Consider the following 13,958-nt stretch of genomic DNA (forward strand, 5'->3'; position numbering starts at 1 on the left):
CGCGCTTGACGTCCTCCACCCGCTGCTTGAAGTGGGTGTGGCACTGGTTGGCATCGCTCCAGGTGTTGACGATGGCAATCACCGGCTTGCCAATGAAGTCTTCGGGCGAATAGCCCATCTGCAGCACGCGGCTGCGGTGGCCGAAGCTGCGGAAGTCGTCCTTGGCGAACCAGCGCGCGCTGCGCAGGTCTTCGGGTCGTGTTGTCATGCGGAGCGGGCGGGCGTGGCGCGCAGCGCATCGGCGATGGCCGTGCGCAGCAGCTTGGGTTGGCGTTGGTCGTCGTAGGGCAGGGGGCGTTGCGGCAGCTGGTCGTCGCGCGGGTCGAACCCGTGCAGCCAGCTGTGCTGGTCCACCAGCCCCCAGCACAACAGGCGGCGCAGCCGCGGTGCGGCCAGCGTGACGTCCAGCCAGTCGCGCGCGACGGCGGCCACGCCGGCATCACGCTGCGCAAAGTCGGCGGGAAGGCCCTTGTCGTTGACGTCAAACTCCGTGATGAGTAGGTCCAGATCCAGCGCCTGGATCTCGTCCAGCCAGCGGCGCCACTCGGTCGCGTCGGCCGCGCTGGCCTGCGGTCGCGCGACGATGTGGCCCTGGATGCCCAGCGCCTGCACCGGCGTGCCGAGGCGCTTGAGCTCGGTCAGCAGCTTCAGCACGCCGGTGCGGTGGCGGGCGTTGTTGCCGCCGCCCCAGCTCATGTAGTCGTTGTAGACCAGCTGGGCCTGCGGGGCATGCGCGCGGGCAAGGCGGAAGCACAGGTCGATCTGTTCCACGCCGCCGAGGGGCGCGCTGAACACGTTGCGGCGCAGCTCGCCGGTTTCTGGCGCAATGGCCTCGTTGACGACATCCCAGCTCTCGATGCTGTCGCCGAAATGGCGGCAGGTGGTGCTGACATGCTCGGCCAGCACGCGCCGGGCGGTCTCGCCATCGGTCGCGCCGAAGTTCAGCGCATTGACCCAGGCCGGCAGCCACTTGGGCTCCAGCCACAGCAGCGTGTGGCCGCGCAGCGCCATGCCCCGGGCGCGGGCCCAGCTGAACATCTCGTCAGCCGCTGCGAAGTCGTAGGCTTTGCCTGGGTTCGGGCGCAGGGCCTGCCACTTGGTCTCGTTCTCGGCCACCAGCACGCCGCACTCGCGGGCGGTGAGCTCGCGGTAGGGCAGGTCGTGGAAGCGCGAGCTGCGGCCCAGGCTGCCGAGCGTGCTGCCGAAGCGCAGGCCCTTGGCGCGGGCCAGAGCGTCCAGCGACGGCTCGGCGGTGGGCGCTCTCGCCGGTGTGGGGGTGGCCAGCGGCGAGGTGCAGCCAGCCAGCGCCAGGCCGGCGGCGCCCAAGGCCAGGCCCTGGGCTGCATGGCGTCGTGAGATGGGCATGCCTCTCCAAGCAGGATTGTATTTGGTATCGCTATCATACTGAATGCTTCGCTATCTGCTTTAGTGGTTTGCCAGGGTGTTTGATCTGTGCGCCGAACTCTTAAACTAAAAATGTTTGCGCAAACATTCAGAGACATGACCACGACTTTCGAAACGCCCGGCCGCTCATGGCTGGCGCCGCTGCGGGGCCTCGCACTCGGGCTGGCGTTCTGCAGCGCTGGCGCGCTGGCCTGCGACACCCCGGCCTCCGTCTGCGAGCGCGACCCCGGGCGCGGCTTCGGCCTGGTGCGCGGCGGGCAGCCGGCGGCCGTGGTGGTGGAGGCCGGCGCCGACCCCGCGCTGCAACACCTGGGCCGCAGCCTGGCGGGCGACCTGCACCGCGTGGCGGGCCGCCCGGCGGCGCTGCTGGACGGCGTGGCCCAGGCGCCGCGCGAGCTGGTGCTGGTGGCGCAGCTGGGCCGCAGCCCGCTGCTGGCCGCCCTGGTCCAGGCCGGCAAGCTGCAGACGGCGGACCTGGCCGGGCAGTGGGAGGCATTCCGGCAGGTGGTGGTGGACCAGCCCTTCCCGGGCGTCGATCGCGCGCTGGTCATCGCGGGCTCGGACCGGCGCGGCGCCGTGTTCGGCGGCTATGACCTGTCGGCCCGCATCGGCGTCAGCCCGTGGCACTGGTGGGCGGACGTGCCGGTGGCGCGCCGGGCCGACGTGTTCATCACGCCGGGGGCGCGGCGCGACCAGCCGGGCGTGAAGTACCGAGGCATCTTCATCAACGACGAGGCGCCCGCGCTCAGCACCTGGGCCCAGGCCAAGTTCGGCGGCGCGAACGCGAAGATGTATGCCCATGTCTTCGAGCTGCTGCTGCGCCTGAAGGCCAACTACCTGTGGCCGGCGATGTGGGCGCCGCGCGCCTTCAACGCGGATGACCCGCGCAGCAGCGTGTTGGCCGACGAGATGGGCATCGTGATGGGCACCTCCCACCACGAGCCCATGAGCCGCGCGCACGACGAATGGCAGCGCTTCAAGGGCGGCGCCTGGGACTACACCAGGAACGCGCCGCAGCTGCGCGAGTTCTGGCGCGGTGGCATCCAGCGCATGATGGGCCGGCCGGACGGTAGCGCCTTCGACACGCTGGTCACCGTGGGCATGCGTGGCGACGGCGACGAGCCCATGAGCGAGCACACCGCCACCACGCTGCTGGAAACCATCGTCAAGGATCAGCGCCGCATCATTGCCGACGTGACCAAGCAGCCCGCCGACAAGACGCCGCAGATGTGGGCGCTCTACAAGGAGGTGCAGGACTACTACGACGCCGGACTCAAGGTGCCTGACGACGTGCTGCTGCTGTTCGCCGATGACAACTGGGGCCAGATCCGTCGCCTGCCCGACCCGGCCGCGCCCCGGCGGCCTGGCGGCTACGGCGTGTACTACCACTTCGACTACGTCGGCGGCCCGCGCAACTACAAGTGGCTGAACACCAACCAGATCGAGAAGACCTGGCAGCAGATGGACCTGGCCCGCGCGCATGGCGCCGACGCGCTGTGGATCGTCAACGTGGGCGATATCAAGCCGGTGGAGTTCCCCACGCACTTCTTCCTCGACATGGCCTGGGCGCCCCAGGCCATGACGCCGGACGCGTTGAAGGCCTACCCGCGCCACTGGGCGGCAGCCACCTTCGGCGCTGCGCAGGCGGCCGAGATAGCCGAGCTGGTCACGCGCTACAGCCAGTACGCCGCGCGCCGCAAGCCCGAGCTGGTGGACGCGAACAGCTTCCGTCTCGGGCCCATCACGCCTGACGCGCTGGTGGGCGGTGACTTCGGTCGCCGCATTGCCGAGTGGGACGCGTTGGAGGCCCGCGTCGCCCAGGTCAAGGCGCAGCTGCGCGCAGACCAGCTTGACGCCTACTTCCAGCTCGTCGAGCACCCGGTCCTCGCGCTGGCCAACCTCTACCGCCTCTACTACGCCGTGGCCTGGAACCGCGCGCTGGCCGCCAAGAACGACCCGCGCGCCAACGTGTTTGCCGACCAGGCCGAGGCCGCCTTCCGGCGCGACCAGGCGATCAGCGACCAGTACCACGCGCTGGCCGGCGGCAAGTGGGCCGGCATGATGCTGCAGGTCCACATCGGCTACACGACGTGGCAGCAGCCCGAGAAGAACCTCATGCCGGCCGTGAAGCGCGTGGCCGGCTCGGTGGATGCCGCAGTGGTGCAGCGGCAGCTGACCCACGCCCAGCCTGCCGGCCCCTTCGCGCCGCAGGTCATCGAGGCCACGCAGTTCGTGCGCACCCACAACGCCAAGGGCCTGAGCTGGACGGCCATCCCCAACCTGGGCCAACACCGCGGCGCCGCGATGGCACTGCCGCAGGGCCGCGCGGCCACCACGTTGGCCGACGACGTGAAGCTGGAGTACGAGGTGCAGACCGAGCAGCCCCATCGCTGGACGCTGGAGCTGCACATGGCGCCCACCCTCGACGTGCGCAAGGCGGGCGGCATCCGCATCGCCGCGGCCATCGGCGACCGGGCGCCGCAGACGCTGACGCTCCAGCTCATGCCCACAGCCACGTCGGCCGACACGCGCGAGCAGAAAGACTGGTCCAAGGCCGTCATCGACAACAACTTCGTGCTGAGGGCCGAGCCGGTGCAGCTGCCGGCGGGCAAGCATGTCGTGCGCATCTGGCGCCTGGACGACAACGCCGTGCTGCAGCGCCTGGTGCTGGCGCCAGGCAGTCGCGATGACTCGTTGCTGCGGTCCGCCGCCGCCGAGACCGGCCAGTACCGCAACCTGCTGCGCGAGCTGCGCCCGGACATCACCGAGATCGACATCACCGCCAAGCTGGACGGTTACTGGCGCTCGCTGTTCGAGGGTGGCAAGGATCAGCGCATCGTCTACCCCGCCGCCGCCACGCCTGACGGCCCCGCCGCCTATGTGCTGGACGTGGGCAACAACGACGTGCGCAGCGAGGGCATGTCCTACGGGATGATGGTGGCCGTGCAGATGGGCCGCAAGGTCGAGTTCGACGCGCTGTGGAACTGGACGTGGACGCACATGCGCTACCGCACCGGCCCGCGCCAGAGCTACTTCCGCTGGCAGTGCAAGCCCGAGGGTTGCGCCGGTTTCGGCAAGGACGCCGTGCCGGCCTCCGACGGCGAGGAGTACTTCGCCACCGCGCTGCTGATGGCGGCCGCCCGCTGGGGCAACGGCTTGGGGCTCTACGACTACAACGCCCAGGCGCAGGAACTGCTGACCGCCATGCTGCACAAGGAGACGATGAACGGCGGCATCCAGCAAGGTGCGCGCTCCATCTTCTCGCCGCAGCATGGGCAGGTCGTCTTCGTGCCGGTGGGCGACGCGGCCGAGTTCAGCGACCCGTCCTACCACCTGCCGGCCTTCTACGAACTCTGGGCCCGCCGCGCCGCCAAGGCGGAGGATCGCCAGCGCTGGCGCGAGATCGCCGATATCAGCCGCGCCTACTTCTCCAAGGCCGCCCACCCGCGCACCGGCCTCACGCCCGACTACGCCCACTTCGACGGCCGCCCCAAGGTGCTGGAGGGTCATGAGGACTTCCGCTACGACGCCTTCCGCACCGCCGTGAACTGGAGCGTGGACCAGGCCTGGTGGGGCAAGAACCCGGCGGCCTACGGCCTCAGCCACAAGCTGCTGAACTTCTTCGCGTCGCAGAAGCAGCCCTATCCCCACCTCTACACGCTAGACGGCAAGCCGCTGAACGACGAGCCGTCCAAGGGCCTGATCTCCTGCAATGCGGTGGCCGCGCTGCTGGTGGACGAGGCGCAGGCGGCGCCATTCGTCAACGCCTTCTGGGCGCTGGACCCGCCGACCGGCCAGTGGCGCTACTACGACGGCCTGCTGCAGTTCATGAACCTGCTGCACATCACCGGGCGCTTCCGGGCCTGGTGAGATTCACCTGCAAACGCGCACGGCGGTGACGCAAAGTGCCGTGCGATGTGCCTAGCATCGCCCTCGCGCAACCGCGTTGCGCGCAACCAAGGGATGCCATGCAGAAAGACCACCGGGGCCGTGCGCGGCTCGCGCTCCTGACCCTCACGCTCGCCGCCGGCCAGGCCTGCGCGCAGACGCCGCCCGTGCCGCCGGCCGGTGCCGCGTCCGCCGCCGTTGCTGCCGGCGCCCGTGCGCCGGTGGTGTTGCCCGACCCGACCGAGCCCAAGCCCTTCGACAAGGTCATCACCTCAGACGCCAAGACGCAGCAGGGTCTGTTCGCGGTGCACCGCGTCAAGGCCAAGCTGTACTTCGAGATCCCCAAGACGCTGCTGGAGCAGCCGCTGCTGATGGTGGCAACCGCCACCGCCGTGCCAGCCGGTCAGGACCATGTCGGCCGTGCGCTGCACCAGGACGTGCTGCGCTTCGTGCTGCACCAGAACCGCGTGCTGCTGCAGCGCGTCTCGCACAGCGCCATCACTGCACCGGGCAATGTGATGGCCGATGCGGTGGCGCAGTCGCAGCGTGACGCCATCCTGGCCGTGTTCCCCGTCGAGGCCTTCGGCAAGGGCGGTGCGCCGGTCATCGAGGTCACGCGGCTGTTCGCGTCCGAGGTGGGCGATTTCAGCGCCCGCGCGCTGGTGCGCGGCTCGGCCGATGCCAGCCGCAGCTATGTGGACAGCACCAAGGCCTTTGCCGGCAGCCTCCGCGTGGACGCGGTGCAGACCTACACCATCACCCCCACGCCCGTGCCCACGGTGCCCGGCGTGCCGGTGCTCGTGACCGCGCCGGCGCCGCGCAGTGTGTCGGTCAACGTGGCCTACAACATCGTGCGCCTGCCCGAGCAGCCCATGCAGCCGCGGCTGTTCGACGACCGCGTCGGCTTCTTCAGCGTCAGCCGCATGGACTTCGGTGCCGGCCTGCAGGAGGCGCGCCAGCAGCGCGTCATCACCCGCTGGCGCCTGGAGAAGAAGGACCCCGCAGCCGCGCTCAGCGAGCCGGTCAAGCCCATCGTCTGGTACATCGACAAGGCAACGCCCACGGCGCTGGTGCCCTTCGTCAAGAAGGGTATCGAGGCCTGGAACGTCGCCTTCGAGGCGGCCGGCTTCAAGAACGCCGTGCAGGCCCGGCCCTATCCCACCGTCGAGGAAGACCCCGAGTTCGACCCCGAGGACGTGCGCTACAGCGTCATCCGCTGGGTGCCGTCGCCCATCCCGAATGCCTACGGCCCGCACCTGGCCGATCCGCGCAGCGGCGAGATCCTGAACGCCAACATCGTGATGTATCACAACATCCTGCAGCTGCAGCAGGACTGGTACGTCACGCAGGTCGGCCCGCTGGACCCGCGCGCCCGCAAGCTGCCGCTGCCCGACGACCTGATGGGCGAGCTGGTGGCCTACGTCGTCACGCACGAGGTGGGGCACTCGCTGGGCTTCCCGCACAACATGAAGGCCAGCTCGCAATACCCCGTGGCCAAGCTGCGCGACGCCGACTGGCTCAAGACCATGGGTCATGTGCCCACGCTGATGGACTACAGCCGCTTCAACTACCTCGTCCAGCCCGAGGACAAGCTGGATCCGGCGCTGCTCATCCCCAAGATCGGCCCCTACGACATCTTCGCCACGCGCTGGGGTTACACGCCCATCCCGAGCGCCAAGGCGCCCGAGGACGAGCGCCAGCAGCTCAACCTGTGGGCCCGCGAGCAGGACGCCAAGCCCTGGCTGCGCTTCAACTCCCCGAAGGCCGAGGGCGGCGACGCCGGCGAGAACACCGAGGCCGTGGGTGACGCCGATGCGGTGACCGCCACCGGCCTGGGCCTGGCCAACCTGCAGCGCGTGATGAAAATGCTGCCGGCCGCCGTGCCGCAGGACGGCGGCGACGACCAGCTGCTGCTGCGCCTGTACCAGGCCACCTGGCAGCAATGGGCGCGTGAGATGGGCCATGTGGTGGCTGTCGTCGGCGGCTACGAGGTGCAGAACAAGCACAACGACCAGCCCGGCGCCATCTCCAAGCCCGTGCCGCGCGCGCAGCAGGCGCGGGCCATGGCCTTCCTGGCCCGGCACGTGTTGGCCACGCCCGACTGGCTGCTGGACCCGGCCATCACGCAGCGCCTGAGCCCGTCCTCGGCCGGCACGCTGTTGACGCTGCAGCAGCGCTCGCTGCTGCGCCAGCTGCTGGCGCCCCAGCGCACGCAGCGCCTGGTGGCCCAGGAGGCCGCGCTGGGTGGCGGCGCCTACCGGTTGCAAGACCTGCTGGCCGAGCTGCGGCGTGGCGTGTTTGCCGAGCTGGACGGCACCGCCGCCATCACCGCGCCGCGCCGCAGCCTGCAGCGGGCGCTGGTGGAGGCGCTGACCGGCCGTTTGGCCGGCTTCAACCTGCTGGGCCAGGATGATGGTGAGGCCAGCATCCGCGCCGAGCTGGTGGACCTGCAGCGCGCCCTGACGGCCGCCGCGGGCCGCGGCGACGCCGGGCGGCGCGCCCACCTGGCGGGCCTGGCCGACGGCATCGGCAAGGCGCTGGACCCGCGCTTCGCGCCTGCCACCAACGCCGCCACCGCCGTGCTGCGCCTCATGGGCCACCAGGCCGGTGAGGCCGGTGAGGCCGGCGAGGCCGAGCCCCACGCCTGCTGGCCGGGCCACGCGCACTGAGCGCCCCGGCCCATGGCGAGCTGACCCGCCTTTGAGGGGGCCTCTCTGGCCGCGCCGCCACGTGCGGCCAGGGACAATCGCGCGCATGCAGTGGGCAGACATTCAGGCGGATCAGGGCAGGGCAGTGGCATGGGCCTGAGCGGCGCCATGCTCGCCTGGCCACGCCGACGCCCCCGCTGGCCGCTGCCGCCGGCGGCGCTGCTGTCGCTGTTGGCGCATGGCTTGCTGCTGTCGCTGAGCTTTGGCCAGGGTCAGGGCTTGCCGGGGCTGGACTTCCCCTGGCAGACGCGCCGCGTCGAGGCGCCCGAGCTGCGCGTCGTGCTGGCGTCGCCCCCGCCCGGGCAGGCGACACTGCCCACGCCCGAGCTGCCCCAGGACACCCCGCCCGTTGTGGCCATCGCCCCTGCCGGGTCGACGGACGAGCCGGCCGCCATCGGTGCGTTGGCCGAGGCGGCGCCGGGTGCCGGCAATGCTGCCGCTGTGCCCGAGGTGCCCGAGGTGCCCGAGGTGCGCCTGCTGGCCGCCCCGGCGGCCGACGCCACCGTGCAGGCGCCGCCCGCCCGCGCCGTGCTCACCACGCTGCGCCCCGTGGCGGCATGGGCGCTGCCGGCGGCCTCGGCCGTGCCGGCGGCTGCCGTGGCCGTGATGGCTGGCGCCAGCAGCCCGGCCGTGCAGGCCCTGCAACGCGAGCGCCTGCAGTCACGCAGCGACGCCGTGAGCGACCTGGGCGCCTTGCAGCCGCCCGCGCCCGCGGCCGTGGTGGCGGCGCTCACCGCTGCGTCCGGCCCCGCCGTGGAGCGCGTGAAGCGCAGCGGCGATGCGCTGCGCTTGCTCGGCGAGCGGGCCGGCCCGACGCTGCCGGGCGAACGGCCCGAGGGCATCGCGCTGCCATCGGCCGTCGTCTCCACACTGGGCCTGACCGCAGGCAGCAGCGTGCAGGCGCTGCGGCGCGGCAGCGAGGCCTTGCGGGCGGGCGGTGTAGCAGCGGACCGCGGCGCCGAACTCGCCCAGCTGGACGCCGCCCGCTTGCAGGCCCAGCAGGGCGCGCAGCAGCTGGAGGCCGCCCGCCAGGAAGCGCTGCGCCAGGAAGCCCAGCGGCTGGAGGCGGCACGTGCCGAGGCGCTGCGCCTGGCCGCTGAGCGGGTCGAGGCGGCCCGGCAGGCGGCTGCGCGGGCCGAGCTGGCGCGCCAGCAGGCGGTGCAGGCGGAGGCCGCCCGCCTGGCCGCTGCCCAGGCCGAGGCCGCGCGCCAGGTGGCCGAGCGCGGCGAGGCGGCCCGCCAGCAGGCCGCCCTGCTGGCCGCCGCCCAGGCGCAGGCCCGCGCCGATGAGGAGCAGCGCGAGGCCCGCAAGCGCGCCATCGGTCGCCAGCTGGACGAAGAGGCTGCTCGCCGCGACGCTCAGCGCGATTCCGAGCGCCAGCGCCCCGACTGGGTGCCGGCGCGGCGCGGCCGCCTGTTCGGCCGCATCGACAGCCATGCCGAGCTGGCGTTGTACGGCGAGGCCTGGGCGCGCAAGATCGAGAACAACACGTCGCCCGACACCGTGCGCGAGTTGGCGCGCCAGCCCCACAGCGCCGCCGTCGTCACGGTGGCCGTGCGCAGCGATGGCTCGGTGGAGGCTGTCACCTTCGTGCGTTCCAGCGGTGTGCCAGCGGTGGACGAGGCCATCACGCGCATCGTGCGTTCACAAGCCAACTACCCGGCCTTCCCGCCGAGGCTGCTGCGGGACTATGACGTGGTGGAGATCCGGCGCAGCTGGCAGTTCGACACGGCGGTGCGTTTGCACTGAGCGGAGTGCTTCGTGCGTCGATGATGCTTGTCTGTTTCGTTGAAGGGAATGTCCGCGTCCGCTGTTGACCAGCCTGTCGCCTTGTGGAGGGCAAGAGCAGGCTGAATGCTGCCGCACGGGTTCGTCAGTCGTGAGGCAGCAATGTGCCCGTCGCGGTCATCGGCGAGATCGAGGTGAACTGCCAGTGAGCTGTCTCCCCACGAACGGCAGCATGCCTCTGCCAAGCCTGCCGATATGGAATTCGCGAGCTGCGGGCCAACTGTCCACTCCCGCGCTGATAGCAATTTCAGCTTTCATTATTAGCTAATGGTAGCTCTAGCGAAGTGCCCTTGGCGTGTGATTCGCTAATGTGTTTCGACGCTATCTCTTCAAACCATCGCCGTGCATTTAGAGAAATCGCCTCGTTATTGATAACTTGATCAAACAATGAGAGCCCATTGGGATCCGCAAGGACTCCAGGCTCGACCGAAATAACACCTTCTGAGCGTCGAACTTGAAACCTCTTAAAGCTCGGGAGCATTGAGCAAAGAGCGAGGTTATGTGTCACGACAATCGTTCGCGCACGTGTAGCGATAAAGTCAAGAGCGCTGGCTGATGCAGACACCGACTCCAGATAATTAGTGCCTCTAAAAGGCTCATCGATCAGGACTAAGATGCCATGGGAAGCTTCAATATTTTGCAAGATTTCGCGACAACGGCGAAGTTCTGCAAAGTACAGGCTCTCTCGGTCTTCCATCGAGTCAGCTGCGGTTATAGAACTTATAACGCTGCTCACACTGCCTGAGCAACGGGTGCAAAATCCACCGGCAAAAGCGCGCATGAACAGTGCATTAACCCCTGTCGCTCGAAGCAATGTACTTTTGCCTGCCGCATTTTGTCCAGATATAAAGGCGCCCCCGTTTTTGGTTGCAATTCTTGCAAATTTGAGAGGCAGATCCATTCCAGGATGAATCATGCCTTCAATATTTAGTTCACCGGGAGTCGCCTGAGCTTCATCCTCAATGTCAGCCCACGGGACAGCAAGGCGGTCAGGAGCACTGCTTAAGGCTTGCAAAACATCCACTTGCGCACTGTAGAGGTAGGCGCTTCTAAGAACGTCTATATGGCTGTCAACGAGCGCCATGTCAGCGCTCATGTTTCTGTATTCCCTTAAGAGAATAAGATTTAAATACTCGTTCAACCACTCCCATCCAGCTTGGCTTCGCTCTAGCCTAGTCACCACCTTTCTAATTTCTTTGAGCGGCAAGTCGGAAGTGGTCAGTTTCGACTCGACCAATCCTTCGGCAGCGCGCAGGATCGTACAAATCCCCTTTCTAACGCTTTTCCAAGAAATCAGGAGAGCATGAAGGCGAATCTGCGTATAAGCAACTGCACAAGTTGAAACCGCAATCCCGAGCCATCCTGCCGCATCGAATTGCGTCATCCGCAACAGCAGCAAACTTATGAGAAAAATAATCGGGACAATAAGAAGATGAGCGGCCCACCCAGGAGGTGTTAGACGCGCACCTAGAAATAGAAAAGGTAATGGATCATCGGAGCAAGAGCGCAGTGGCTTCAGAAGGGGATCGAGTTGCTGGCTATGTTGGCGCACCTCTATCTTTAGCGGTGCCAAAGCCATCATATCTTCGGCACCATTTAAAAGTGTCGAATACGCTAGATAGTGACCACCACTCGAACAAGGTTTGAACACGCGCTGGATCGCGGCGTGCAACTCAAGATCAGTAACGGTCTGTTCATCGACGCGCAATCCAACCTTGACCTCCCGGCTCTCCGCAAATTTTTGCAAATGGCGCCGACTGGGAGGCTTTGGCTTTGCCTCTTCCTTCGAAAACACAATTGAGATGAAATCGTGAGCAAAGCGCTTCTCTTCCGCCAAAAGCACTTTGCCGGCCTGTTGGGCTATCAATTCATTCCCCAATTGATCAATTTGCAGAGCTGAGCGCTCTTGCTGAGGCTGCAGCCCATTTAAAAAAGGACGACCACTATGCAATCCGCCTAGCTGCCTCGATATTCATTCCGAATCCGGCGCCGACATCGACATCAAAACGGGCGGGGTCAAAGCCAAGTCTACTTTTAACTCGCTCGACGGCATTGGCATCTGAAGCTTGCATTTCAATGCACGCTTGGGCTGCACCAACTCTTGTTCGAAAACACTCTGATTTCTCGAGCACACGATCCAATAGATCCAAAGTGTTCTGATTTCCAATAAGCCCTGCTAGTTTTAGCAGGGTTAGTCGCTTCGATGCGGCATTGACTTCTGGGAACCCAATAATGCGACTGGTACTCGTGTCCACGTAATATTGCGGCACCTGAGAATTGCTCTTTGCTGACGTAAGGAGATTCAGACTAATCGATAATTCATCAGGGGGCAGCTGCATATGAACGTCTACCGCACTGCGGTACAGCATCATCGCTCCTTCCGGGAGCTTGACCGAGCCTTTTGGCTGCAAATCTATGCGCTCACCGATAACGCCTTGAATTTTATCCGAATTATAGACTTGATAAATTTCTGAACGATAACCGGAGCCGCGATGACCTATGGTCAAAATGAAAAATTGTGATTGTGCGCTAAACCATACGAGAATATTCTACATTCGGACGCAATCTTCTCATTGCTGCCAGTTGGCTTGATCCAAATATTGCAACGCACAGCGATCTTGCCACATTCGGACGCACCAAAGACAAACGATTGGGGTGATAGGTATTGAGCAAGGCGCCGATTTCCGTTTCGCGCAAGCTGTTCGTTAAAATATTCAATGAGAAACGTTTTATTATTGTTTAACTCAACAAAACCATCCGCCACATCAAGTAGCGCCCCGTAGTCTTCTATATCTACTTTGGGCGTTGCGTAGTCAATAAAGCTCTTTACATCACGCAATGCTTTAGTTGATGAGGCTTGAATTTTCATGCCCATTTTAATTCCTTGCTGAATTTCTAATTGCTTCTTTTGCTGCAGAACGGATGGCCACTTGTGGATCTTGATGCGACATCTCTTCAAGTACACCAAGTGCTTTCTCCCCCGAGAGCTTTCCCAGCGCCTGCACTGCGGCCCATCTGACGTAGTGCAGATCGTCCTTGCACGCGCGCTCGATATGAGAAATGCTAGTTGCCGAGCCAATTTCGCCAAGAACTTTTAAAATATATTGCCGACGCGTAGCGGATGGGTCGGCGGCGATGACTCCCGTGGGTGTATGGGACGTTCTGTCAAAAGCCCACTCCATCGGCGCAGTCGGCACTTCGAATAGTTTCAATACTGCTGTCGATTCAGCAGTGATGGCGACATCGACCAACTCCTTACGCCCGTCAAAGTAGCAGGCGGACAGAGGCTGAATAGTCGTCTGCGTGCAGGGCTGCACTCGGATATCCTGTCCGAGGACGTCTGGCTTCCACTCATCTGAATAGGAATACCTACTTATTGTGAGTGGATGATTTATTGGGCAAATAAATCCACGAAAGGGCTGGCTGTAGAGTTGCTGAGTTGGGCTGCCTTGATTTGCCAATAGCAGGCTCCACTTATCACCCAATTCAAGCACCACTCGACTTGCATCTACTGTGGGCAACTCGTGCAAGGGATTCCCAATGAATTCTTGGATGTGGGATTCTAGCGTATTCAGATAGTGACCATGACGAGCATATCGCTCCAGCGCGGAAATAACATCACCAAAATCCTCACCCCTATTTGAAAAGAATTTATCGACGCATCCACTAAGTTCTGCTTTTTCTGCCATTCATGTCTCACTTGAGCTAGTGGCCGCTTCGCATTAATGAGGGGCGGCCAGTGTCTTATTTAGGAGGCGAGCCAGGTAAGCAAGATAATAACTCCGCAAAATTGGCCAACGCCGGAGTCGGATGCGCCAGTGGGAATGGTTTCAAAATTTAGATCAGCAATATCGAGGGTCATTTATTAACTCCTATTGCACCAAAAGTGGTGCGGGGCGGCTTTAGCGACTTTTTCTGGCCGAAAAATTGTTTCGTTCTGAATTCTGCGCAAATATTCACTTCTACCTTTGGGGGTAACATAAGCCAAACATGGGGATTCTTTGGCCTGCAACCTTTCTTGGCCCCTAGTCTTGACTCTATTTAGTCGGCCCTGCAAAACGCCTACAACCCGCATGAACACTAGCGATGCGGGGTGAATGCCGATGGTCAGAACTCCCAGAATCAAATTCAATGGCAATTGATTTCTGGGAGTTCTGGAGGACAGGCGAT

8 protein-coding genes and 1 pseudogene are annotated in these 13,958 nt (G+C 64.8%); 3 read left to right on the forward strand and 6 right to left on the reverse strand.

The features are described from left to right. Both ACG0Z3_RS22690 and ACG0Z3_RS22695 read right to left on the reverse strand, forming a co-directional pair. A pseudogene (locus ACG0Z3_RS22690) lies at positions 1-208 on the reverse strand (dihydroxy-acid dehydratase); the annotation flags it as partial. Continuing rightward, complete coding sequence (locus tag ACG0Z3_RS22695) at positions 205-1,365, reverse strand: endo-1,4-beta-xylanase (RefSeq protein WP_394402196.1); 1,161 nt, start codon at positions 1,363-1,365, stop codon at positions 205-207. The pseudogene ACG0Z3_RS22690 and the gene ACG0Z3_RS22695, both read right to left, overlap by 4 nt. Before the next feature lie 135 nt (positions 1,366-1,500). On the opposite strand from ACG0Z3_RS22695, the gene ACG0Z3_RS22700 reads away from it, so the two are divergent. The 3 genes from ACG0Z3_RS22700 (at position 1,501) to ACG0Z3_RS22710 (ending at position 9,749) form a co-directional block, all read left to right on the forward strand. After that, positions 1,501-5,274 (forward strand): glycosyl hydrolase family 8, encoded by a 3,774-nt coding sequence (locus ACG0Z3_RS22700; RefSeq protein ID WP_394402198.1) that lies wholly within the window; start codon positions 1,501-1,503, stop codon positions 5,272-5,274. 98 nt (positions 5,275-5,372) lie between these two features. Beyond that, positions 5,373-7,961 carry a zinc-dependent metalloprotease gene (locus ACG0Z3_RS22705; protein WP_394402201.1) on the forward strand — a complete coding sequence of 863 codons (2,589 nt, stop codon included), beginning with the start codon at positions 5,373-5,375 and terminating at the stop codon, positions 7,959-7,961. 147 nt (positions 7,962-8,108) lie between these two features. Continuing rightward, the gene (locus tag ACG0Z3_RS22710) at positions 8,109-9,749 is read left to right on the forward strand and encodes a TonB C-terminal domain-containing protein (RefSeq protein ID WP_394402204.1); all 1,641 of its coding nucleotides are present in this window, start codon (positions 8,109-8,111) and stop codon (positions 9,747-9,749) included. Between the two features lie 286 nt (positions 9,750-10,035). Here ACG0Z3_RS22710 and ACG0Z3_RS22715 read toward each other — a convergent pair whose 3' ends face one another. From ACG0Z3_RS22715 to ACG0Z3_RS22730, 4 genes are all read right to left on the reverse strand, one after another. Beyond that, the gene (locus ACG0Z3_RS22715) at positions 10,036-11,655 is read right to left on the reverse strand and encodes a MutS-related protein (RefSeq protein WP_394402207.1); all 1,620 of its coding nucleotides are present in this window, start codon (positions 11,653-11,655) and stop codon (positions 10,036-10,038) included. A gap of 76 nt (positions 11,656-11,731) precedes the next feature. Further along, a complete protein-coding gene (locus tag ACG0Z3_RS22720) occupies positions 11,732-12,295 on the reverse strand; it encodes a hypothetical protein (protein ID WP_394402210.1) in 564 nt (187 codons plus the stop codon). Next, entirely contained in the window at positions 12,292-12,657 is a 366-nt protein-coding gene (locus ACG0Z3_RS22725; RefSeq protein ID WP_394402213.1) for a hypothetical protein, read from the reverse strand. The genes ACG0Z3_RS22720 and ACG0Z3_RS22725 overlap by 4 nt, the downstream gene beginning before the upstream one ends. A gap of 7 nt (positions 12,658-12,664) precedes the next feature. Beyond that, positions 12,665-13,477 (reverse strand): HEAT repeat domain-containing protein, encoded by an 813-nt coding sequence (locus tag ACG0Z3_RS22730; RefSeq protein ID WP_394402215.1) that lies wholly within the window; start codon positions 13,475-13,477, stop codon positions 12,665-12,667. Positions 13,478-13,958: the final 481 nt, after the last annotated feature.

It is taken from the genome of Pelomonas margarita, from assembly GCF_043555875.1.
GTDB lineage: Bacteria > Pseudomonadota > Gammaproteobacteria > Burkholderiales > Burkholderiaceae_C > Pelomonas > Pelomonas margarita.